This window comes from Mycobacterium sp. UM_WGJ (assembly GCF_000455125.1).
Classification (GTDB): Bacteria; Actinomycetota; Actinomycetes; order Mycobacteriales; family Mycobacteriaceae; genus Mycobacterium.
In genome coordinates this window covers 64464-86330 of the sequence record NZ_AUWR01000032.1, presented here as the reverse complement: position 1 = coordinate 86330, position 21867 = coordinate 64464, and the positions used below count along the sequence as shown (strand labels likewise).

Annotated in this window: 22 protein-coding genes; 14 read left to right on the top strand and 8 right to left on the bottom strand. The window is 65.0% G+C overall.

The window, feature by feature from the left end:
• The first annotated feature begins 32 nt into the window (after positions 1-32).
• From N416_RS0111585 to N416_RS0111555, 7 genes are all read left to right on the top strand, one after another.
• On the top strand, positions 33-812 hold the full coding sequence (locus tag N416_RS0111585) for a crotonase/enoyl-CoA hydratase family protein (protein ID WP_024442272.1): 780 nt from the start codon (positions 33-35) through the stop codon (positions 810-812).
• Positions 812-1963: an acyl-CoA dehydrogenase family protein gene (locus N416_RS0111580; RefSeq protein WP_024442271.1), complete on the top strand. Its 1152-nt coding sequence runs from the start codon at positions 812-814 to the stop codon at positions 1961-1963. The genes N416_RS0111585 and N416_RS0111580 overlap by 1 nt, the downstream gene beginning before the upstream one ends.
• On the top strand, positions 1960-2997 hold the full coding sequence (locus N416_RS0111575; RefSeq protein WP_024442270.1) for an acyl-CoA dehydrogenase family protein: 1038 nt from the start codon (positions 1960-1962) through the stop codon (positions 2995-2997). Before N416_RS0111580 ends, N416_RS0111575 begins: the two co-directional genes overlap by 4 nt.
• A gap of 106 nt (positions 2998-3103) precedes the next feature.
• Entirely contained in the window at positions 3104-3610 is a 507-nt protein-coding gene (locus N416_RS0111570) for a nuclear transport factor 2 family protein (RefSeq protein WP_024442269.1), read from the top strand.
• A gap of 18 nt (positions 3611-3628) precedes the next feature.
• On the top strand, positions 3629-4504 hold the full coding sequence (locus N416_RS0111565) for an SDR family oxidoreductase (RefSeq protein ID WP_024442268.1): 876 nt from the start codon (positions 3629-3631) through the stop codon (positions 4502-4504).
• 10 nt (positions 4505-4514) lie between these two features.
• Positions 4515-5471 (top strand): alpha/beta hydrolase fold domain-containing protein, encoded by a 957-nt coding sequence (locus N416_RS0111560; RefSeq protein WP_024442267.1) that lies wholly within the window; start codon positions 4515-4517, stop codon positions 5469-5471.
• 145 nt (positions 5472-5616) lie between these two features.
• Complete coding sequence (locus N416_RS0111555; RefSeq protein ID WP_024442266.1) at positions 5617-6693, top strand: hypothetical protein; 1077 nt, start codon at positions 5617-5619, stop codon at positions 6691-6693.
• A 354-nt stretch (positions 6694-7047) separates the two neighbouring features.
• On the opposite strand, the gene N416_RS0111545 is transcribed toward N416_RS0111555, so the two are convergent.
• The gene (locus N416_RS0111545; RefSeq protein ID WP_024442264.1) at positions 7048-8220 is read right to left on the bottom strand and encodes a Rieske 2Fe-2S domain-containing protein; all 1173 of its coding nucleotides are present in this window, start codon (positions 8218-8220) and stop codon (positions 7048-7050) included.
• Positions 8221-8355: 135 nt separating this feature from the next.
• On the opposite strand from N416_RS0111545, the gene N416_RS0111540 reads away from it, so the two are divergent.
• On the top strand, positions 8356-10035 hold the full coding sequence (locus N416_RS0111540) for a 3-ketosteroid-delta-1-dehydrogenase (protein ID WP_024442263.1): 1680 nt from the start codon (positions 8356-8358) through the stop codon (positions 10033-10035).
• Positions 10036-10042: 7 nt separating this feature from the next.
• Here the strand turns inward: N416_RS0111540 and N416_RS0111535 are convergent, their stop codons facing one another.
• Positions 10043-10711: a PadR family transcriptional regulator gene (locus N416_RS0111535; RefSeq protein WP_024442262.1), complete on the bottom strand. Its 669-nt coding sequence runs from the start codon at positions 10709-10711 to the stop codon at positions 10043-10045.
• A 228-nt stretch (positions 10712-10939) separates the two neighbouring features.
• Between N416_RS0111535 and N416_RS0111530 the strand changes: the two genes are divergently transcribed.
• From N416_RS0111530 to N416_RS0111510, 5 genes are read left to right on the top strand one after another with little or no spacing between them, the layout of a single operon-like run.
• Positions 10940-11725, top strand: coding sequence for an SDR family oxidoreductase (locus tag N416_RS0111530; protein WP_024442261.1), 786 nt, complete (start codon positions 10940-10942; stop codon positions 11723-11725).
• Positions 11722-13371: an FAD-binding protein gene (locus tag N416_RS0111525; RefSeq protein WP_051190243.1), complete on the top strand. Its 1650-nt coding sequence runs from the start codon at positions 11722-11724 to the stop codon at positions 13369-13371. The genes N416_RS0111530 and N416_RS0111525 overlap by 4 nt, the downstream gene beginning before the upstream one ends.
• A gap of 8 nt (positions 13372-13379) precedes the next feature.
• Positions 13380-13907: a flavin reductase family protein gene (locus N416_RS0111520; RefSeq protein WP_024442259.1), complete on the top strand. Its 528-nt coding sequence runs from the start codon at positions 13380-13382 to the stop codon at positions 13905-13907.
• Complete coding sequence (locus tag N416_RS0111515; protein WP_024442258.1) at positions 13900-15447, top strand: FAD-binding protein; 1548 nt, start codon at positions 13900-13902, stop codon at positions 15445-15447. Before N416_RS0111520 ends, N416_RS0111515 begins: the two co-directional genes overlap by 8 nt.
• On the top strand, positions 15441-16058 hold the full coding sequence (locus N416_RS0111510; protein WP_036457730.1) for a PaaI family thioesterase: 618 nt from the start codon (positions 15441-15443) through the stop codon (positions 16056-16058). Before N416_RS0111515 ends, N416_RS0111510 begins: the two co-directional genes overlap by 7 nt.
• A gap of 8 nt (positions 16059-16066) precedes the next feature.
• On the opposite strand, the gene N416_RS0111505 is transcribed toward N416_RS0111510, so the two are convergent.
• The 4 genes from N416_RS0111505 to N416_RS22585 all read right to left on the bottom strand — a co-directional run bounded on the left by N416_RS0111505 (position 16067) and on the right by N416_RS22585 (position 18390).
• A complete protein-coding gene (locus N416_RS0111505; RefSeq protein ID WP_231384172.1) occupies positions 16067-16693 on the bottom strand; it encodes a hypothetical protein in 627 nt (208 codons plus the stop codon).
• A complete protein-coding gene (locus tag N416_RS0111500) occupies positions 16690-17472 on the bottom strand; it encodes a hypothetical protein (RefSeq protein WP_024442255.1) in 783 nt (260 codons plus the stop codon). Before N416_RS0111500 ends, N416_RS0111505 begins: the two co-directional genes overlap by 4 nt.
• A 146-nt stretch (positions 17473-17618) precedes the next feature.
• Positions 17619-18020, bottom strand: a complete 402-nt coding sequence (locus N416_RS0111495) for a hypothetical protein (RefSeq protein ID WP_024442254.1) — start codon at positions 18018-18020, stop codon at positions 17619-17621.
• On the bottom strand, positions 18013-18390 hold the full coding sequence (locus N416_RS22585) for a hypothetical protein (protein WP_155943354.1): 378 nt from the start codon (positions 18388-18390) through the stop codon (positions 18013-18015). Before N416_RS22585 ends, N416_RS0111495 begins: the two co-directional genes overlap by 8 nt.
• Positions 18391-18550: 160 nt before the next feature.
• Between N416_RS22585 and N416_RS0111490 the strand changes: the two genes are divergently transcribed.
• On the top strand, positions 18551-19063 hold the full coding sequence (locus tag N416_RS0111490) for a hypothetical protein (protein ID WP_024442253.1): 513 nt from the start codon (positions 18551-18553) through the stop codon (positions 19061-19063).
• 46 nt (positions 19064-19109) lie between these two features.
• On the opposite strand, the gene N416_RS0111485 is transcribed toward N416_RS0111490, so the two are convergent.
• A complete protein-coding gene (locus tag N416_RS0111485) occupies positions 19110-20657 on the bottom strand; it encodes an MCE family protein (protein ID WP_024442252.1) in 1548 nt (515 codons plus the stop codon).
• Positions 20657-21862, bottom strand: a complete 1206-nt coding sequence (locus tag N416_RS0111480; protein ID WP_024442251.1) for an MCE family protein — start codon at positions 21860-21862, stop codon at positions 20657-20659. Before N416_RS0111480 ends, N416_RS0111485 begins: the two co-directional genes overlap by 1 nt.
• Between the last annotated feature and the right edge of the window lie 5 nt (positions 21863-21867).

Sequence of the window (21867 nt, the reverse complement as noted above, 5' to 3'; positions counted from 1 at the left end):
CCAGTAAGAACAGAGGTACTCCGATCATGACCATGACTGCCGGGCCGTTGGCCATCACATCCGAAGGCGCCGTGCAGGTTTGGACCATCAACCTGCCACACCTCGGCAATGCCATCACCGACCACGACTTCATCACTGCTTTCGAGGGCGCAGTCGATTCCGCCAATTCCGATACCAGCGTCAGGGCGGTGATCCTCACCGGTGAAGGAAAGATCTTCTCAGCCGGCGGCAACGTCAAGGACATGGCCAACCGTGAGGGCATGTTCGGCCTCGAACCGATCGAGCAACGTCACGCCTACGTCGACGGAATACAGCGCCTGCCAAGAGCGCTGGCCCGCCTCGAGGTCCCGATCATCGCGGCGGTCAACGGCGCGGCGGTCGGCGCCGGCTGCGACCTGGCCACGATGTGCGATATCCGGGTCGCCTCCGAACGCGCGTCCTTCGCCGAGAGTTTCGTGCAGATCGGCCTCGTTCCCGGCGATGGCGGCACCTGGTTTCTGCAACGGGCCATCGGCTACGAGCGGGCCGCCGAGATGACACTGACCGGCGACCGCATCGACGCGGAGACCGCGCACTCCTGGGGGCTGGTCAGTCGAGTGGTTCCCCACGACGAACTCATGACCGCGGCAAGGGATCTCGCAGAGCGGATCGCCAAGAACCCACCGCATGCCCTGCGAATGGCCAAGCGCCTACTGCAGGAGTCCCGAACCGGTGCACTGGAATCCACGCTGGCCATGGCCGCTGCGATGCAACCCCTGGCGCATCGCGACGCCGAGCATGAGCGGCGCATCGCTAAGTGGCGGAGCGTCTGATGGCACTCCCCCGACTCGTCCCCGCAGCCGCCTCGGAGTCAGCGGACACCGCGGCGCTGCGATCGGAAGTCCGGATGTTCCTCGCCGAACAGCTCGCCGCAGGCAGCTTCACCCCGACGGTCGACGCCTGGCTGTGCGGCTGGGACGAAACCTTCACCGCGGCGCTGGCGGCGCGGGGTTGGCTGGGCATGACTGTGCCGAAAGAATATGGCGGACACGGACGGTCGTTTCTGGAGCGATTCGTCGTCACCGAGGAGCTGTTGGCAGCAGGAGCGCCGGTAGCCGCACACTGGATCGCAGATCGGCAGATCGTACCCGCACTGCTGAAGTACGGCACCGAAGCGCAGAAACGCGAGTTCCTACCGAAGATCACCGCCGGTACGTGCTTCTTCGGCATCGGAATGAGCGAGCCAGACTCCGGCTCGGATCTCGCCAGCGTGCGCACCCGGGCGGTACAGACCGACGGCGGCTGGGAATTGACCGGAACAAAGGTCTGGACCTCGGGAGCACACCGCGCCCACGCATTCATCGTGCTTGCCCGCACCGCCCCGGTCGATCCTGCCCACCGTCACGCCGGACTCAGCCAATTCATCGTCAGGCTTGACGGCCCCGGCGTCGAAGTACGGCCCATCATCTCGATGAACGGCGGCCACCACTTCAACGAAGTCATCCTCGACGACGCATTCGTGCCCGACACCATGGTGTTCGGTGGTATCGGTGACGGGTGGCACCAAGTCACCTCCGAACTCAGCTTCGAAAGAAGCGGGCCCGAGCGACTGCTCTCCACCTTCCCTCTGTTGGCCGCTTCCGCGGAAGGTATGGCCGGCAAAACGATCCACCGCGACGCCGATCTGGGCCGCCTGGTAGCCAGGGTCGCAGGGTTGCACCGGATGTCGGCTGCCGTCGCAGGAGCACTGGAACGACGTGAGCCCGCCGACGTCGCAGCCGCGGTGGTCAAGGTGCTCGGCACGACCACCGAAGGCGACATCGCTGACTTCAGCGACCTGCACACCGGCGATGACTCCCCCAGCGGGTCCCGGTACCGCGAACTGATCCGATCCGCGGTGGATCAACGCCCCGGCTTCACACTGCGTGGCGGCACGAACGAGGTACTGCGCGGCGTGATCGCGCGCGGATTGGGGCTACGATGACCAACTCGCAAGCCAAGGACACCACCATCGACCTCGACCTGGTCAAGATGATCGATGCGGTGTTGGCCGAACACCGCGAAACCCATCCGCACGGTGCACCGATCACCCGCGACGCCGGATTGTGGTCGAGCCTGGACCAATTAGGGCTGGTCCGGCTGTCGGGTTCGGAACAGTCCGGGGGAAGCGGTGCGGGCTGGTACGAGGCCGCTGAGCTGATCACCGCGGCGGTTCGCCACGGTGTGCGCGCTCCGTTGGCCGAACATGATGTGTTGGCCTGCTGGCTTCTCGAAGCCGTCGGCGATCCGGTCGACGCAGCCGCGCGCACCGTCTGCATTCTCGATGGGTCCGGCACCGCGACCCTGGTGCCGTGGGCGTCGACGGCCGACCGGATCGTGGTGGTCTGGCCTGACGGACCGGGCTATCAGATGGCTGATGTGGATGCCACGGTCCTGCGGATCACGCCGGGCGTCAACCTCATCGGAGAGCCTCGCGACACCGTCACCGCCGACGTCGCCGCGCTGAGCGGATCAGCGGTCTCCGCTGAGCTGGTTGCACAGCTGCGGCTGAAGTCTGCATTGGTGCGAGCGATCCAGGTCTGTGCAGCACTGGACAGCATTCTTGAGTTGTCCGTCGAGTTCGCCACGGCACGAATCCAATTCGGACGGCCCCTGTCGAAGTTCCAGGCGATCCAGCATCTGATCGCCGATATCGCCGCGGAATCCGCACTCGCCCGCGCGGCCACCGAAGCCGCCCTGGCAGCGGCGGTCGGCAGCGACTGGTCGGCACCAGGCTTGGGATTCCTGGTCGCGGTGGCGCGATCATGCGCCGGGCACGCCAGCTCCGTGGCAGTTCGAAACGGCCACCAGATCTTCGGCGCCATCGGCACTACCGTCGAGCACCGGCTGCACGAGTACACCCGGGCCGCACTGGCCTGGCGTTCGGAGTTCGGATCCGTCCGTCACTGGGACGAGGAGGTGACGCGTGCTGCGGTCGCCGCCGGGTCGTCGGGTCTGTGGAGCGTGATAACCGACTGACCCGATGTTCCACTGACCGGTTACCACCGTGTCGCACCCGGCCGATCGGCGGTTGACTCCAAGGAGCACTTGGTTTCCGCACGCCAATACTTGGGAGACATGTCACGTGAGCACCGACAACAGCATCGCGCTGGACGCGCTGCAGAACTTCATCGGCGAATTCTGGTACCACTACGACCAGGCTGACTACCCGAAGATGGGCGCCGCTTTCGCCGAGGATGCCACCTACCTCAGCCGAAGTGACTCCGGAGCATGCCCCTTCGAAGAATCCCTCGCCGCGAACCTCACCGGTGCGGCGAAGGTTGTGCCGTGGCTTATCGAACACCGCAATGCCAGCCCATACCCCCTGCGTCACCACACCACCAACCTGCACATCACCCACCACGAGGGTGACGTCACCTACGCGCGCTTCTACATCTTCGTCAATCAGGTCACCAACTTCGTTCCGTTCGCGGTGTCCAGCGGAGTCACCGAGGTCGGCGTTCGCCGTGGGGGCAGCAGTCCCAGCGGGCTTGAATTCACCACGATGTCGGTGATCCTCGATGTCACGAACTCCGAACCGTTGGTCGGCAGCGGGCTTCCCGGCGCCGAGAACGCCTCGGCGAGCACCTGACCGGTGGGCATAAGTGCCTTGAACGCACGCGACGTCTTCGGCGGCGGAGTCGCCGTCATCACCGGAGCCGGCGCCGGCATCGGTGCCGGCCTGGCCCGTCACGCTCACCGGCTGGGCATGTCGTTGGTCATGGCCGATGTCGACGGCGCTGCCATTGCGGCGTTGCGCGACGAGATCGTCGCCGACGGCGGTTCGGCGGTCGATGTGGTTTGCGACGTCCGCGACCCCGAAGCGGTGGCCGCCCTGGCGGAGCGCACTTATCGCGACGTCGGACCGGTACGACTGCTGGTCAACAATGCCGGTGTAGAGCAGTTCGGATATCTCTGGGATACACCGGTAGCCAACTGGAACCGCGTGATGGACATCAACGTCAGCGGGGTATTCCACGGCGTCCGGGCCTTTCTGCCCACGATGATCGCCGCGGGGGGACCGGCCTGGATCTGGAACCTGTCGTCAATCGGCGGCGTGGCAGCCGTCCCGCTGCAGACCCCCTACATCGTCAGCAAGCACGCGGTCCTGGCACTGACCGAGTGTCTGCGTCTGGAAGTCCAGTTGGCCGGACATGATGACCACATTCATGTCCAGGCGGTGCTGCCCGGAGCTGTGAAGTCCAACATCTTCGAGGCGGCAGGCGGTGTCAGTACCGACCTCGACGGCGCCGATGTCGCTGCCGCCGACGCCCAACGCGACGCGATGTTGGCGATCAAGGCCGGGGCGATGGACCCCCTCGAAGCCGCCGAAGTGATTTTCGAACAATCTGCTCAAGGCGCGTTCTATGTGTTGACGCAGCCCGACTATGTGCGTTCGGCGATGGCCGAGCGGGCCGAAGCGCTGCGCACCCTGGTGCCGCCGGCTTTGCGGGATAAACGTCGCTTCGATCCCGCCAAACACTAGGAGCCCCACCGTGAACGGGCCGCACATCCCCGCGTTGGACCCCGATGCCGCCGCCAGGGTTGCGGCATTCGGCCCGCCGACACCGATTCGAGACCGTGGCCTCGACGCGGTGCGCGCGTCTTTGGAATCCGCACCGCTACCTCCCGATATGCCGGAGATGTCCGACATTATCGACGCCACAGCCGCCGGGCCGGGCGGCCCTATTCCGCTGCGGGTCTACCGTCCGCAGCTCGATGAGGCTCCGTCGCCGGTGATCGTCCACCTTCATGGCGGCGGACTGGTCATGGGTTCGAACCACTCATTCGAGCCGATGGCCCGGGCGATGGCGGCCGCGAGCGGTGCGGTGGTGGTGGCCGTCGACTATCGACTGGCTCCGGAGAATCCCCCGCCCGCACAGTTCGAGGACGCGCTGGCAGCCCTCGAGTGGACCGCTGCCCACGCGACCGATCTGGACCTGGACCGGCACAGACTGGTCATCTCCGGCGACAGCGCCGGCGGCGGTGTCGCCGCAGCCGTCGCCCTGGCGGTGCGTGACCATGGTGGCCCGCCGATCTTCGCTCAGCTTCTGATGTATCCCGGCGTGGACCGCGACATGGCGGCCTCCTCGGTGCTGCGCGACGTGACGGCGCCGATGCTGACCCACGACGACATCGTCTACCTGCATGAACTGGCAGACCAGGGCGCGGGTTCCGCTCATGATGTCCGCCGCGTCCCGGCCTACGCAACCGACCTGCGCGGCCTGCCCCAGGCCATCGTCGTCACCGCTGAGCTCGACCCGATCGCCGACTGGGGTGAGCGCTATGCCGGCCGCCTGCGCGATGCGGGAGTGCAGACCACGATCACCCGCTACCCGGGCATTTACCACGGCTTTCTGATGCGGTCGGATGCGACCGCTCGAGGGCGGTTGGCAATGGCAGAGATCGGGGCGCTGCTGCGCGCCAAATTCGCCTACCCCATGCCGTTTTAGGCGGTTCAGCTCGGTATCCGGGTGCCCGACTAACGTCCCGATGATCGGACACCAGGGGTTCGGGAAAACGGTGGCGCGGCACACAATCGAGTTCAGCAATGGGCGTGTGGTTCAGCGCCGGAACTACAGAAGAGGAGTCCCTGTGATGCTCACCGAAGAGCGGCGGATGGAGCTTTCCGACATCCTGCGCCCCGCTTCGCCACCCCGCGAGATTGCCGATGTCTACACCGAGGACCAGCGTGAGCGCCTCCTGGACGTCGTACGCAAAGACGGGCCGTGGAGTCTGATCATCGCCCAGCACTTCGCTTCCCCCGAGGAACTCATCGCCACCATGAGCGGCAAGTTTCCAGAGGGTTTCACTCCCACCCTGGATCTGTTCTTGACGCCCACCTTTCGCGGCTTTCTGGCGAACCACGGGACAGTGCTCTACCCGGAGCTACACGATTGCTTCTACAAGGCCGACTTCCTCGAAATGGCCAAGTCATACTGGCAGGCCGAGTACGCCAAGCCCCAGATGATGTTGTTCAACATCAATGGCCCGTGCGCCAATCGCGACCCGGGCCACATCGATTCGCCGAGCTTCCGCGGAGTGCGTTACGAAAACGCCCCGACCTGGCTGGTCAGCGTGATGGGCAAGTCCGGCCTGTTCGCCGACTACCTGATCAAGATGGCACAGGTCATCACCTGGTTCTCGCTGGACGAGGCTAGCGGGTTCACCTATTGGCCCGACGGCCCGCTCAAGGCGCCCAAACGTATTCAGCCGCCGGTGTACAACCGGGGCGTCGTGGTGCAGAACGAGATGCTGGTACACCGGGGCGAGGCGAACGGCCCGATCGAACAGCAGGTGCCTGCCGAACTGGCATTCGACACGATGTTCGACGGCGACCCGGCCTCTCGCGATCACTGGGTGCTCAAGAACGGCGAGGACGTCATCGCGCGCCATCACACCAGCGAACTCCGCTTCCTGGTGCACTGGTCCTCTGAGGTCTACCGGGACTACGACGAGCTGAAGAAGAACATGGACCACTCCGACGATCTGACCGTCGACAAGGCCATCGACATGATGGTGGATGACTTGAGCAAGCGGGGTTACAAACTCGACATCCCGAGCGAGCCACTGCACGACGCCGCGTTCATCGGCGCACTCAACGCAGGCTATGACCTCGGCGGGCCCGCGGTGTATCCGCAGGAAGCGCCGTTGAGCGCATTCCAATTCACCTGAGCTGTAGGGCTTTCCGGTGTGGTCCCGCCTCAGTCGGCGGGACCACACCACAATCGGTCACCAGTGGAGGCCACGACGGCCGGCGGCGATCAGAGCCCGTCGAACACCGGTAACGAACCCGTGCCGACAGCCTCGTCGATCGAGGTGCGCAAGCGTTCGCACGCCAGGAAGGTGCCCGGCCTCAGGTCCGTTCCGTGGACCGAGGGATGCGCGCTCCACCGTTCCTGACACCGGGCTATGGCAGCGCCGTTCCATTGCACACTGGTCTGTTCCCAGCTGCTCTTGCGAGCCAGGACGCGCGCGCCGCATGATCCGCATATCACCGGAGTCATCGGCGCGTCGCTCAACCGGTTGTCAGGACGCATGATCTGCGGGTGTCAGACCTACCAGGCGAGGCAGCCGATTGGCAGCGATGTTGTCCTGCACCTCGGTCATCCACGCCTCGCGCGGACGGGTGGTATCGATCTCGAACTCGAATCGATCAACCATGTCACTGGTGACGTCGTCGACGTCGACATAGAACTGCTCGTACCACCGGCGCACCTGGTAGACGGGTCCGTCTTCTTCGCACAGCAGCGGATTGTCGATCCGGGCTTTACGTCGCCAGATGGCCACATCCTGTTCGAAGCCCATCTTCACGAAATCACCGAGCGCGATGGCCATCTGCATCGCAGCGTCCTCCGGCAGACCCTCCGATTTCTCCACGGTGATGCCGTATTGCAGGACAAATGAATTCGCGTCAATCGGATAATGGCAGTTGAGCAGGACCGTTCGTTGGTCGCTGTGCTCGTAGTGGTAGGTCAGATCGTCGATCATGAACGAGGGACCGTAGTAGGACGCCACCGATGTCGTTCCGAGGATCGCGGCACCCTCACCCGAGCCAAGGTCCGGTCGCGCTTCACTCTTGTAGTACTGGGTGGCGATGTGCCCCTCGAACACGTTCTTGAAGGCGGTCGGAAGGCCCCCGTGAATGTAGAAGAAGTGCGCCATGTCGACGATGTTGTCGATGATTTCACGGCAATTGGTGTGGACCACCGTGCTGTACCAATGCCAATCGGTCCACCGATCGCCCCCGACGCCGTCGATGCGCGGAATCGTCACCTCGGGGGGCGGCGCCTTCTTCTCCGGGTCGTTCCAGGCGAACAGCATGCCGTCCTGCTCCATGGTTGGCCAGGTTGCCGTACGGGCCAGCTTGGGAACCCTTCGGCTGTAGGGAATCTTCTTGCACCGGCCGTCGCCGCCCCAGCGCCAGTCGTGGAACGGACAGGCGATCTCGTTGCCCTTGACCTCCCCGTCGGACAGATCGCCACCCATGTGCCGGCAGTAGGCGTCCAGTACATTGATCTTGCCGTCCTCGCCGCGGAAAACCACCAACTTGCCGCCGAAGGCGTTGATCGAGTGCGGTTTCCCGTCGCCCAGATCACGGGTCAGACCCAGGCAATGCCAACCTCGCGCATACCGTTCCGGCGCCGCCTGCGCCTCGATCTCACGGACCTCTTCGGAGCAGTCGTGCCCTGACGGTGTCATTCCGGCCATCCTCGCTGTTCATCGCCTGCAGGAACCCTTCTCGTTCTAGCACCGCGCGATGTGATGAACCGAGCAGCGTTCCACTGACCGGGCAGAGCGACGATATTTCGCAGCCATCAGGCCGACAATCGGCCGGTGACCGATCCACACGACATCACTGTCGATCTACTCATCGTTGGTTCTGGTACCGGAATGGCGGCGGCACTTGCCGCACACGAGGCGGGCCTGTCGACACTGATCGTGGAGAAGACCTCTTACGTCGGGGGGTCGACGGCGCGTTCGGGTGGCGCGTTCTGGATGCCGGCCAACCCGATACTTGCCGAGTCGGGTTCCGACGACACGCTGGCCGCGGGGCGCACCTATCTCGACTCGGTTATCGGGGATGCGTCAGCTCACGAGCGGGCACACACGTTCCTTTACTACGGCGGGCCGACGGTTCAGATGTTGCGGCGCACCACCCCGATGAAATTCCAGTGGGCCAAGGACTATTCGGACTACCACCCGGAGAGGCCGGGCGGCAGCGCAATCGGGCGGACCTGCGAATGCCGCCCGTTCAACACCGCCGTACTCGGTCCGGAGTTGGCACGGCTGCGCCCCGGCGTGATGAAGTCGTCGTTTCCCATGCCAGTGACCGGCGCTGACTATCGTTGGCTCAACCTGATGGTCCGCGTGCCACGAAAGTCGTGGCCCCGAATCCTGCTTCGTGCCTTCCAGGGCATCGGGGGGCTCGCTTTGCGCAGGCGATACGCCGCGGGCGGCCAGGCATTGGCCGCAGGCATGTTCGCCGGCGTCGTGCGTGCCGGGATCCCGGTGTGGACCGACTCGCCGGTCTCCGAGCTGCTTGTCGAGGACGGCCACGTTGTCGGTGCGGTGGTGAACCGCAACGGCAGCACGGTGACCGTTACGACTCGGCGTGGTGTCGTGCTGGCGGCCGGCGGTTTCGACCATCGGATGGACTGGCGACACAAGTTTCAGTCCGAACGGCTCGCCGAGCATGCCAGCCTCGGCGCCGAGGGCAATGTCGGCGACGGCATTCGCCTCGCCCAAGAGTCCTGCGACGCCAGCATCGCGTTGATGGACCAGGCATGGTGGTTTCCGGCCTTCGCGCCGTTGCCTGGCGGCGAGCCGACGGTGATGCTCGCCGAACGTTCCCTTCCCGGTTGCCTACTCGTCGACCAGAACGGGCAGCGATTCGTCAACGAAGCCATCGACTACATGTCTTTTGGACAGCAGCTGCTCGAACGTGAACGCGCGGGCAACCCCGTCGAAGAAATGTGGATGATCTTTGATCAGAAGTACCGCAACAGCTATGTGATGGCCGCAGAACTGTTCCCTCGGATGCCGATCCCCACCACGTGGTACGACGCGGGTATCGCGCACCGGGCCGACGATATGCCGGGACTTGCGCGTGCGATCGGCGTTGATCCGTCGACCTTGGCTGCCACGCTCGATCGCTTCAACCGGATGGCCGACGCAGGCGTTGATACGGACTTCGGCCGAGGCGCGAGTGCATACGACCGCTACTACGGCGACCCGACGATCGCCCCGAATCCCAACATGCGTCGCGTCGGCTCGGGGCCGTTCTACGCCGTGAAGGTGGTTCTCAGCGACCTGGGCACCTGCGGCGGACTGCGCACCGACGTCCGCGGGCAGGTGTTGCGCGAGGACGGATCTGCCGTCGACGGCCTCTACGCCATCGGAAACACCGCCGCCAACGCGTTCGGCGCAAGCTATCCGGGGGCCGGTGCGACGATCGGACAGGGCCTGGTCTTCGGATACATCGCGGCACTGCACGCGGCCGGCAGACTCGACTGAGCCGTCCCTATGCCGGGTCGTCTTCGGCGGCGATACGCCGTTCGACCTCGTACCAGTAGTCGCGCATCGGGAATTTGGTGACGTCTTCGCCGCCCTTGGCGAAGATCTCGTCGACCTCGTCCAAGTCCTTGATCATCTGCAGCGCCAGATCCCGTTCAGCCGCGTAGTAGTCCTCGGACCACCGCAACGCCAGTCGCGCGTAGGACCAGGCCGGCTCCTCTCCAGTCCACCGAGCCTCGGTGGCCGCGGCCTGGTGCATCTGCTCGACGTGAGCGACGTGAGCGTCAAGTACCTCCCGCAGCCGGCCGGGGTTCATCAGGTGACCGAAAATGACCCGCAGCAACGGGTTGTGCTTGAGAGTGGGGGGCTCCACGGGCTCCTCGTTGGCCCACCTTGTCACCGCGGTCAGCCCCGGATCGGTGATCTGGTACATCCGCCGACTGCGTACCCCGGCGTCGACGCGGGATGTGACCAAACCATGCTGCTCAAGCCGCTTCAGCTCTGAATAGATCTGGCTGTATGCCGGACTGGAGTAGAAGAACCGGACCGTCCAATTGAACCACTTCTTGATGTCATAACCGGACAGCTCGTCCCCGCCCGACAGCATCCCCAGCAACGCCCATCCGGTGGGTGACACACTCAGCCCGGCGGGGACATTGTCGGTCGCTTCGCTCACTTCACAAGGCTAACAACCTCCGGCACCCGCAAGATGCCGCAACTACCGCTGATCGGGAACCTGCGTTGCGCCGAGAGAACCCGGGGGCCGACGTTCCGCCCGCTGGCCGGGAAACGGGTCTGTTGCCGCTCTCATGCGTTGCAACACTCGATGGTGGTCAAGCGACCGTCGGCACCGACCGTGCGGTCAGGCGCGGATCGCCAGCCGGACATCAGACGAGGAGTGGGGATGCAGATCGAAGGAAGAACCTTCGTCGTGTCCGGAGCGGGAAATGGCATGGGAAGGCAGGTCGCTGTCGGCCTTGCTCGCCGCGGCGCGCGGGTAGCCGCCGTCGACATCGACGAAGCGGGGTTGGCCGACACCGCTGAAGTCGCCGGCTCAGCCGGATTCTCGACCCACAAGGTGGACATCACTGACCGACTCGCCGTCGCTGCGCTGCCAGGCGAGGTGGCCGCGGCGCACCGTCACATCGACGGTGTCGTCAACATCGCCGGCATCATCCACAAGTTCGCGCCGTTCACGAATCTGGCCGTTGATGACATCGACCGGGTTTGGGCCGTCAACTTCAACGGCACGGTCAATATGTGTCGCGCATTTCTGCCGCTCCTGCTGGATCGGCCCGAAGCCAACTTGACCAACATGTCAAGCCTGGCGGCGCTGCTGCCCTTCGCGAGCCAAACGCTCTACAGCGCGAGCAAGGGGGCCGTCAAGCAGTTCAGCGAAGGCCTCTATGCCGAGCTGTGTGACACCAATGTTCATGTCGTGACGGTTTATCCAGGCAACATCTCGACCAACCTGGCCGGGAACTCTGGTGTCGACATGCTCGATGCCGGCGGCCGAAAGGTGCGTTCTACCACCCCGGCTTCCGCGGCGAAGAAGATCATCGATGGCATCGTGAAGAACCGATTCCGGGTGCTCGTCGGTACCGACGCGGCCATTCTCAGTGCGCTGAGCCGGATCTCACCCGGACGCACCACCGAGCTGGTCGCCAGGCAGATCAAGTCCGTGCTATGACCGCTGACTCCCACACCCCGGCAGGAAAGCCATTGTCGCCGACACTCGACTACGACGTCATAGTGGTGGGTTTCGGCGCTGCGGGCGCATGCGCTGCGATCGAGGCCGCCGATCGCGGTGCGCGCGTCCTGGTGCTGGACCGCAGTTACGGCGGCGGCGCTACAGCACTCTCGGGGGGAATCGTCTACGCCGGCGGTGGCACCGACGAACAACACGCCGGCGGCTATTCAGACAGCCCGGAGATGATGTTCGCCTACCTCAAACAAGAGGTGGGCGACGCGGTCGGTGACGACACGCTCACACGGTTCTGTCGGGAAAGTCCGGCGATGATCAAGTGGCTCAAAGCACAAGGAGTCCCTTTCAGGGGCGGTGCGGTGTCGTCGTATAAGACCTCCTACCCCACCGACGAGTTCTACCTCTACTACTCCGGAAACGAGAAGGCGTATCCCCACGCGCAGCACGCCCGGCCCGCGCCGCGGGGACACCGAACGGTGGCATCCGGCATGAGTTCGGGCAAGGTTCTCTTCGAGCACTTACGGCAGTCCGCGATGTCGAAAGGTGTGCACTTCATCCCGCTCGCACGCGTAGACGCTCTCATCAGGGATGACAGTGGCCGCGTCGCGGGTGTTCGCTTCCGTGCCATGGACATCACACATCGCCGCAAGCGCGAGCATGCCGCGCTCACCAAGCTCACCGCCAAGATCGGCAACTGGATGCCCCATCTGGTCCGCCGCCCCGTCGCGCGAGCCGAGCGATTGTGGGCGAAGGCCGCGGTAGAGCAAGAGGCGCGTTGCAGTGCAGTTATTTTGGCGGCCGGCGGGTTCGTGTACAACCGGACGTGGATGCAGGAGTTCGCGCCCGATTTCATGGGCATCTCGCCCCTGGGTACCAGCGGCGACGACGGTTCGGGGATCGCGTTGGGACTGAGCGCCGGCGGTGTGACAGACAAAATGGGCAACGTCACCGCGTGGCGTTTTCTGGCGCCCCCCAGCGGATTTCTGGAAGGTTTGACCGTCGGCGCGGACGGGCGACGCATCGCGAACGAAGACCTCTACGGCGCCACCCACGGCAACGTATTGATGCGCGAGTTCGGCGGTACCGGGTGGGCGATCTACGATCGGGCCACGTGGAAGAAGATCAAGACCCAGGTCCGTGAGCAGACCAAGATGTTTCAGCGGCTGCAACTGCTGTATCTGTTCACCACCGGTCACAAAAAGGCCGCATCCCTCGACGGGATCGCCCGGGCGAACGGTATCGATGGCGGCGGTTTACGCAAGACCGTCGATGCCTACAACCGGGGAATCGACTCGGGCACTGGCGATCCCGCCCACAAGGACCCCTCTTTGTGTCCGCCGCTTCGGACCGGGCCCTACTATTCGATCAACATCTCCGCGAACTCCTCAATGTTCTATCCGATTCCGGGTCTGACGTTGGGGGGCCTCGTCGTGGACGAAGCTACCGGGGCGGTGAAACGTCGCAACGGAGAATCGGTGCCCGGTCTCTATGCGGCCGGCCGCAATGCCGTCGGGATCTGCTCGAACAGCTACGTCAGCGGGCTCTCGATCGCCGACTGCGTCTTCAGCGGACGCCGAGCCGGTGGGCATGCCGCCGCCGAGCTCAACCTGGCCGCTGAGGACGACTCTTAAGGAGACCTATGCCCGACAACGCCACCAGTACCCCGACCGGTCAACTGCAGGCACCGCTCGCACCGGAGATGCGCCGCGTTCTGGGCCACTTCTGCACCGGAGTCGCCGTCATCACCGCTCATGACGGACAGCGCCCGCTCGGTTTCACCTGCCAGTCGGTGACCTCAGTGTCACTGGACCCGCCGTATATCTCATTCTGCCCCGCCAACACATCAAGCAGCTGGCCCAGGATCCGGGAGGTCGGCACGCTGTGTGTCAACGTCCTGTCCGCGTACCAGCAAGACGTGTGCACACAGTTCGCCACCCGCGGAAGTGACAAGTTCGCGGGAGTGAGTTGGCTGCCGGGCGCAAACGGGGCGCCCGCGCTGCGGGGAGCCCTGGCTTCGATCGAAGCTGACATGGAATTCGAACACGCGGCCGGCGACCATACCATCGTGGTGGCACGTGTCACCGCACTGCACGCCCACGAGGAAGGTGGTCCATTGCTGTTCTACCGCGGCGGATACGGCAGATTCGACGGTGCGTGGCATGACTGACTTCGATTCGGTCTTCGATGTGGTCGTCGCGGGTTCCGGCGGAGGCTTGGCGGGCGCCTACACCGCAGCACGCGAAGGTCTTTCGGTGCTGCTGGTAGAGGCCACCGACCGGTTCGGCGGCACCACCGCGTACTCCGGTGGCGGTGGGGTCTGGTACCCGTGCAATCCCGCGCTGCAACGTGCCGGCGCCGACGACACGATCGAAGAGGCCCTGCGTTACTTCCATGCGGTCGTCGGCGACCGCACTCCGCACGACCTTCAGGAGGCCTACGTCCGCGGTGGTGCGGGATTGATCGAATACCTGGAACAGGACCCGGGATTCGAGTTCGCGGCCTTCCCCTGGCCGGACTACTACGGGTCGGTTCCCGGCGCCCGCGCCGACGGCTTCCGTCACACCGTCCCGGTGCCGCTGCCCGATCAAGAACTCGGCGGCCACCGCGGGTCGGTGCGCGGGCCCCTCGATGCCGAGCGCCTCGACAGCCCCGCCCCAGACCTGCTTACCGGCGGCCGCGCACTGGTCGGACGCTTCCTGGCCGCACTCGGTAGATTCCCGAACGCTGTGTGCTGGCGAAATGCCCCGCTCACCGAGTTGATCGTCGAGGACGGCACCGTGGTCGGTGCGGTGGTCGAGCACGACGGCAAACCCGTACGGGTTCGGGCCACCCGCGGGGTGCTGCTTGCCGCAGGAGGTTTCGAGCAGAACGCGGCCATGCGTGCGCAGTACCGCGTGCCCGGCAGCGCACGGGACACCATGGGCGCACCGGGCAATGTCGGAACCGCACACCGGGCCGCCATCGAGGTAGGGGCAGACGTCGATCTGATGGATCAGGCATGGTGGTCACCGGGGATGATTCACCCCGATGGACGGGCCGCGTTCGCGCTCTGGTTCACCGGTGGCGTCTTCGTCAACCAGGATGGCCGCCGATTCGTCAATGAATCGGCCCCCTACGATCGGCTCGGGCGCGACGTGCTGGCGCAGATCGATGCCGGCAAGATGTCGTTGCCGTTCTGGATGATCTACGACAACCGGACCGACGGCATTCCCCCCGTCGGCGCCACCAATGTGTCGATGGTCGACGCCGCCGACTACCACCTCGCCGGCCTGTGGCATACGGCGGACACTCTGGACGGTCTCGCCGAGGCCATCGGCGTCCCCAGCGCACACCTGACGGCGACGATCGAGCGATTCAACAAGCAGGCTGCAGCCGGTGTCGATGAGGACTTCGGTCGAGGCGGCGAAGCCTACGACCGGGTGTTCACCGAGGGCGCCTCGCCGCTGGTCCCCATCGACACGCCGCCGTACCACGCCGCCGCATTCGGCGTCTCGGATCTGGGTACCAAAGGCGGATTGCGGACCGACGTCCATGCCAGGGTGCTGACCGATGACGATTCCGTCATACCCGGGCTCTACGCCGCTGGGAACACCATGGCGGCCGTCAGTGGAACCACCTATCCGGGCGGGGGCAACCCGATCGGGGCCTCCATGTTGTTCAGTCATCTTGCCGCGCTGGACATGGCGGAAAAGGAGCAGGAATGCTGAGCGAACCGATCACACCGGACGACGTCCAGCGCGCGCAGGCCGTCTTCGAACCGTTGACCCAGTCACTGCGTGGACTCATCGACGTGACCATCCGCAGCCGCGCCGACGCGTCTGACGTGCGCAGGGCGCACGCACTGATTCAACAGGCCAGTGAGATATTGGGATCTCGGTTGGACCCCGCACCGTTCGGGGTACGCAATGCGACGGACGGGCAGGCATTGGCCTGGGGCAATGTGGCGATCGGCATGCGCAACGCCATCGCACCGCCGCTGCGCGTCGAGCTTGACGAATCGGGACAGCGCGCGACAGCCGATCTGGTGCTGGGTGCCGCCTACGAGGGCCCACCGGGACAGGTACACGGGGGCATGTGCGCGCTCGTACTCGACCACCTATTGGGTGCGACCGCCCATCGGGCCGGACAGCCCGCCTTCACCGGCACCTTGACTCTTCGCTACCTAGCGCCGACGCCGCTGGGCAGATTACGAGCGGAATCCTGGGTGGAGCGCGAAGACGGCGGGAAGACGTTCGCCGAAGGGCATCTCCTCGATCCGCAAGGCCGCGTCACTGTTCATGCCGCGGGGGTCTTCATCAGGCCCAAGCCCAAGGCCTGACTGCAGATTCACACCGGGTCAAGCGCCGAAATCAACCATTTCGCATCGACTTTGGCCAGGCTGACCACCACACTACTGGCGGTGAGCGCAGGCTCGGGACGATCACGGCTGACCGTCTCCTGATTGAGGAACACCAGCACCTTCGCGTCGTTCGGCCGGATTTCCATCAGGCCCGCATTCACCACCTGGGCGGCCGCCTTGATTCCCTTGGTGCGTACGGCCGGTGCAACCACATCGGTGGTGAACTTGCTGTAGTAGGTCAGAAAGTCGCCGAACATCAGGCCGCGGGACCGTTCGATGTCCTGATCGAGAGTCTCGGGTGCATACGACAGCAACGCCACCGTCGCCGATGACGCAGCGCGAACGGCTGCGTCGCCCGCCGCATCACCGGACTGCTGAATCGGACGGTAGGTGGTCACATAGAGCACGGTCGCCAGCAGTGCTGCCACCGCCAGGATGAGACCGAGGAAAAACAGCTTGCGGCGTGCGGTGAACATTGCCTTGGCTCCGCCGACCACTGAGGGGTCCGGCGCGATGGTGTCGATGTGATCCTCCGCGCTCAGCGGTGCATCGGTGGGTGGCCGAATATCGCCTTCCTCGGCGACCTCGGCAACGGCGCCCTGGTCAACCGTCACGGTACGAACTCCACTTTTGACATCTTGATCTGGTCTCCTTCGCGCCGCAGGTCGACGGTCAGACGCCACCTTCGGGGAGATTCCTCGGCACCGGCGGCGTTGGTCACAGTGGACGAGGCCGACACCAGGACCACAGCGGAGTCCGAGGTCATCGATTCGACTGCGGCCGCCGTCGCCGTAGCTTTGGTGGTCACCTTTGCGTCCTTGGCGACGCTACTGAAGTCGTCTGCAGCGCTCAGGAATTCATCTCGGAAGGGGCCGGTCGAGTTGTCGACGATTCGCTGCACACTGCCCTGGGGGTCGTTGAAGTCGATCGACATCAAGGTCACCACAGCTTGGCGCGCCGCGGCGACGAACTCTGCACGGTTGCGCTCATGCGCCTGCGCCGTCCGCTGCGAGCTGAGCATCCAGGCGCTCGCCGCGAGCAGGACGCACGCACACAGCACGATGCCGGCGGTGGCCAGCTGTCCTTGCCGGAGCCCGGAGAGCAGAGCTCGGGTGCGCGTCGGCCACCACGGATTGCCTTCAACGGCAGCGGCCTCCACGCGTGGCGCGGGAGGTGGCACGGTCTCAGAGACCGGGTCGAGATTCCGCGCTTGCTGCTGCAATCGGATGGCGTGGGCGCGCGCTTGGGCTGCCACGGCCTCTGCCGCGGCGGCCTCGGCTTCGGCTTGTTCCACAAGTGCGACGACGTCCTCGGCAGGCGATTCACCGGAATCGACGCCCGGGTGCGGTGCGGGGGACTCAACCCCACCCCGCATGATCTCGGTCTTCGACATAGCGCCCACCGGTTTCCCTTCATCGCCGGACCGGGCCGATTGCGGCCGACATCGCCACATTAAGTCCGGCCGCCGCCGCCGCGGTGACGCTCTCCCACCCAGTGGGCGGGTTCACCCGACCGGGGCCGGGACTGTTCGGTAGTCGATCACCAGTGGCGCAACGCGCACAGTGCGCCCTTCGGGCCGTCTGCGGTGGCGACCACGACCCCGTCCACGGTCAACTCGCAGCGAAACATCGGCTCGGCCGCCGAACGGCCGCTCGTGGCCGTCACCATCGCCCACCGCTGCGGGTCGGTCAGGCTGGTATGCAGCACCCACGGGTGTGACGGGCCCACTTCGACGCGGACCTTAGGGCTGAACTCATAGGGGTTGTGGCTGTAGTCCGCCCACGTCGGAGGTTCGGTGTCGCGATAGTAGATGTCGGCGACCACCGGCGATCGTGTGGTCACGGTGTAGACGACCTCGTGGGCAACAGGCGGGTCCGCGTGGGCGGGCGCGCCGAGAAGGCCGAATACCGCCAGGGCTACCCCCAACACCTTCTTAGCCATCACCGCGGCTCCATCGCGGGGCGCCGTTCCTCGACTGACAGCTCAGAAACAGTCCGTCAGGTGCCTGAGCCACCCAGCTCTCGTATCCGGCACAGCTTGAACCCAGTTCTTTGACGCCCGCCATCGAGGGCGACCGGAAGTATCGCGGCTCGTAGCGTCGCGGCGATCCACAGAACACCAGCCGGTCCGGCTGAATGGAGGGTCCCGCGACAGCAGTCCCGAAGACGTAGTAGGCGGTGTCGTGGCACGGCTGGCCCAGGACGACGCCCGTAGCCAGGCCGGGTACGCACGACGGGTCATCACAGGAGACGGGATCTGCCCCGGCGGGGACCGTTGCCGTCAATGCCACGACCGAGGCCGCCGCGGCCATCAGCGCTATTCCCCGCATGCTTGACCACTTTGTCAGGGCGCTGCCGTTGCGAGATGTTGATGGTCCACTCAGCGGACATACTGACGTGCCACCGTCTGGGAACGGGGTTTACTTCGGACGCCGAAGTCTGGGTACCCCAGACCAATCCGAGGAGCAGGGTATGTCCCGTGGGCCCGCCATCGCGGTCACCGTCACTGCAGTGGCCCTCGCCGGCACGGGTTCCGTTGCCGTCGCGCAGGCCGATCACCCCGATTGGAGCCTCAACGGCACCTACACCGCCACCTCCAACGGCGAATGGGCGCGCAAGAACGAGGTTTTCTACGATCAGGCCAGCCGTCGCAGCATCTGGACCATCAGCACCCAATGCAGCTACCCGGGTGAGTGCACCGGGACGGTGCGTAGCGACGAGAGCTGGACAGCGCCCATCTACCAGAGAAGTTCGGTGTGGTATGTCAAACGCCCCATCGACAACTGGGTCCCCTGTCCGGACGGCAGCACCGCGCCGGGACTGCAGACCTTCCGATTCAAGGCGATGACGCCCGAAGGCGCGAACGCCGATCCAACGTCGACCATGCTGGTCGGTGAAGACACCACCACCGGCCCCAGCGGCGCGTGTGGCGCGAGTAAGCCGGTGTACATCAACATGCCGTTCAAACTCACCAAGATCGGTTGAATCGTCCGGTCGCAGTGATCTCCCACCGCTCCCGGTGGGCGCCACCTCATCTCGGCAGCATGTCTTCCCAACTCTGCGGCACCGGACGGACCAGGTCTGATTGGCGGTACACCTTGCCGTCGGGTGCCGCATACTGCCCGGTCCGCGGGTTGTAGGTGGCAAACGCCACAGCGGGGCCGCTGGTGTCCGCGGCGTAGCCGCTCGGTGCAGCAGGGACGCCTCCCTCCGGGGAAGCGGGTTTTTCAGCCGGTGGCGCCGGGTCACCCTGGGGGGCGCCCGGAGCGGTCACCGCGGGGGCTTCGGCAGGGCCGAAGATCTGGTCCCCGAAGGTGATCCGGTCATCCGGGGGAATACCCTGAGCGATCAGCGCAGGATCGATCGGGTACGGCCCGGTGACGTGCTGACGCATGGCCAGCGGCTCAAATGGCTTGTCGCTCTCACAGATCTCGACTGTCGGTGCGCGCTTGCCGGGCTGAGCCATACAGGGGAAGTTCCTGGCACCACGAACCCCAATGGCCGAATCCTGCGGCAGTTTGCAGTACAGCCCGTCCGGCGTATCCACATCGCTGAGGTCCGCCGGCGAACGCCATGACGACGGCGGTAAGAAGCCCACCGTGCATGCCGGCGGGTCGCCGAGAGTGAGGCTGAACTCCGAAAGTGCCATGCCCGTCGGGTTGTTCAGGGAAGACCCGTAGGACTGGGTGGCGGCCAGATACGGCGGCAACAGCACGAGCAGCTGCTCGATCGATCGATGGTAGACGAGGCCGATCTGGCCGACAGTGGTGAGATTGGCCAACAGCAGCGGCAGTGTCGGCTTGATCTCGGACAACAGCCGAGACGCTTCGTCGGCTGCGCCAGATCCGTCGCGAAGTATGGTCCGCACTTCGGAATCACGAGCATCCACCTGTCGCGTGATCCCCGCCAGGCTGCGCGCCCAGGTCCGGATCGCATCTGCACTCTCGAGTTGGCCCTCCAGCAGCGGCCGGCTGTCGTCGATCAACCTGCGCGTGCTGTCAGCGGCCGCGTCGAGCCGGGCGGCCAATGTGCTCGACGACTCGAACAGTGCGCTGAGGTCGTTGCCGGTTCCGTTGAGTGCCTTGAAGGATTCGTCGAGCACAACCCCCAGCGTGCCGGTGGGGATGCTGCCCACCAACTCGCTCATCTGATCGAGCATCGGACCGACCGGCCTCGGCAACGATACGTTCTCAGCGGTGATGGTGGAACCGTTTTCGAGGTAGGGGCCGGCGTCAGTGCGCGGCACCAGGTCCACGTACTGCTCGCCTACCGCCGATACGCTTCGCACATTGGCCTGCAGATCTGCCGGAATCCTCGGCGAGGATTTCAACGACATCGACACTTGGGCGCCGAGGCGGGTGGGCCGGATGTCGGTGACCTTGCCCACCTCCACGCCCCGGTAGGTCACGTTGGAGAATTTGTACAAGCCTCCGGTGGTCGGCAGTTGAAGCTTCACCGAGATGCGGCCGATACCCAGCAGGACCGGCGCCTGCATGTAGACGAAGACCATCGAGCCGACACCGATCACCGAGGCGATGGAGAAGATGATCAGTTGTCTACGAACGAAACGGGTCAGCATCAGCTTCCGCCCTGGGCCGGTGTGGACGACTCCTGGTCGTCTTGTGTGGGTGATTCGTCGGTTTCAACGGTGGTCAAAGGTGGCAGGGTTGCCACCTCGGCGGGGGGCGGTCCCAGGGGTGCATGCAGCGGGTCCCGCGTATAAGTCGAGTACCACGGGTCCCCGGGCGCCGGCACCATAGATGCCCCCACGTCACCCCACCTGGTTCCGAGCAGGATGCCCTTCTTCATGCGGGGAATGGTGAAGTCGAACACGATGAACTGGTTCATGTAGTCGCCGCGGATGCCACGGTCGATGAATTCCTGCGTGTAGGGGTAGGTGGGCAGGTAGGAGATCGCGGTGGTCAGGTCCGGCCCGATGTCGGCCAGGGCGCGCACCGTCGGCTCGAGATTCTCCAAGTTGCGGACGATGTCGGCCTGCGATTCGTTGATGAGTTGGTTTGCGGTAGAGCTGAAGTCGCCCAGCTTGTCCAGCGCAGTGACCAGCCGCGGCCGTTGTCTGTTCAACACCTCGAGTGCGGGAGGGATCCGATTCAGTGCGCCGGTCAGAACGTCGCGCTGGCCGGCGAACGTCGCGGCCATCCGGTTCAGCGACGAGATCGTGGCGATGATGTTGTCGTGCTGACTGTCCAGCAGCGTCACCACCGTGTTCATCCGGGTCAGCAGGTCCCGGATCTGAACTTGCCGTCCGTCGAGGGCCGCGTTGAAGTTGTGGACGATGTCTCCGATCCGAGTCAGGCCACCGCCGTTGACCACGATCGACAGCGACGACAGGGTCTGCTCGGTCGATGGGTATGTCGAGGACTTGGACAACGCAATGGTCGCTCCCGGGTCCAGCCGCCCGGTGGGCGCCTCGCCCAGGGGCGGGTCCAAGGCGAGGTGCATTGATCCCAACAGGCTGGTCTGGCCCACGGCCGCGACCGCGTTTGCCGGAATGACTACGTCGGGCCGGACCGAGATCTCGACGTCAGCCCGCCAATTCTCGACGGTCATCCTGCGGATCGCTCCGACAACCACATCACCGACCATCACCGGTGAATTCGACTCCAAGGTACCGATATTCGCGACCTTGACGTGGTAGATCACTGCGTCGGCACCGGTTCCGACCGTGCCCGGAAGCGGCAACGAGTTGAGTCCGTCGAAGGAACAACCGGACGTGATCAGAGCCGCGCAGCAGGCTGCGGTGGCCAGCCTTCGGATCGACATGGTCT

Bases quoted from the DNA above. Each gene is read 5' to 3' on its own strand.
- N416_RS0111500 (WP_024442255.1), bottom strand. From the start codon at position 17,472: ATGTCGAAGACCGAGATCATGCGGGGTGGGGTTGAGTCCCCCGCACCG.
- N416_RS0111580 (WP_024442271.1), top strand. From the start codon at position 812: ATGGCACTCCCCCGACTCGTCCCCGCAGCCGCCTCGGAGTCAGCGGAC.
- N416_RS0111585 (WP_024442272.1), top strand. From the start codon at position 33: ATGACTGCCGGGCCGTTGGCCATCACATCCGAAGGCGCCGTGCAGGTT.
- N416_RS0111525 (WP_051190243.1), top strand. From the start codon at position 11,722: ATGACCGCTGACTCCCACACCCCGGCAGGAAAGCCATTGTCGCCGACA.
- N416_RS0111495 (WP_024442254.1), bottom strand. From the start codon at position 18,020: ATGGCTAAGAAGGTGTTGGGGGTAGCCCTGGCGGTATTCGGCCTTCTC.
- N416_RS0111520 (WP_024442259.1), top strand. From the start codon at position 13,380: ATGCCCGACAACGCCACCAGTACCCCGACCGGTCAACTGCAGGCACCG.
- N416_RS0111485 (WP_024442252.1), bottom strand. From the start codon at position 20,657: ATGCTGACCCGTTTCGTTCGTAGACAACTGATCATCTTCTCCATCGCC.
- N416_RS0111490 (WP_024442253.1), top strand. From the start codon at position 18,551: ATGTCCCGTGGGCCCGCCATCGCGGTCACCGTCACTGCAGTGGCCCTC.
- N416_RS0111515 (WP_024442258.1), top strand. From the start codon at position 13,900: ATGACTGACTTCGATTCGGTCTTCGATGTGGTCGTCGCGGGTTCCGGC.
- N416_RS0111575 (WP_024442270.1), top strand. From the start codon at position 1,960: ATGACCAACTCGCAAGCCAAGGACACCACCATCGACCTCGACCTGGTC.
- N416_RS0111530 (WP_024442261.1), top strand. From the start codon at position 10,940: ATGCAGATCGAAGGAAGAACCTTCGTCGTGTCCGGAGCGGGAAATGGC.
- N416_RS0111555 (WP_024442266.1), top strand. From the start codon at position 5,617: ATGCTCACCGAAGAGCGGCGGATGGAGCTTTCCGACATCCTGCGCCCC.
- N416_RS0111510 (WP_036457730.1), top strand. From the start codon at position 15,441: ATGCTGAGCGAACCGATCACACCGGACGACGTCCAGCGCGCGCAGGCC.
- N416_RS0111480 (WP_024442251.1), bottom strand. From the start codon at position 21,862: ATGTCGATCCGAAGGCTGGCCACCGCAGCCTGCTGCGCGGCTCTGATC.
- N416_RS22585 (WP_155943354.1), bottom strand. From the start codon at position 18,390: ATGGCCGCGGCGGCCTCGGTCGTGGCATTGACGGCAACGGTCCCCGCC.
- N416_RS0111545 (WP_024442264.1), bottom strand. From the start codon at position 8,220: ATGACACCGTCAGGGCACGACTGCTCCGAAGAGGTCCGTGAGATCGAG.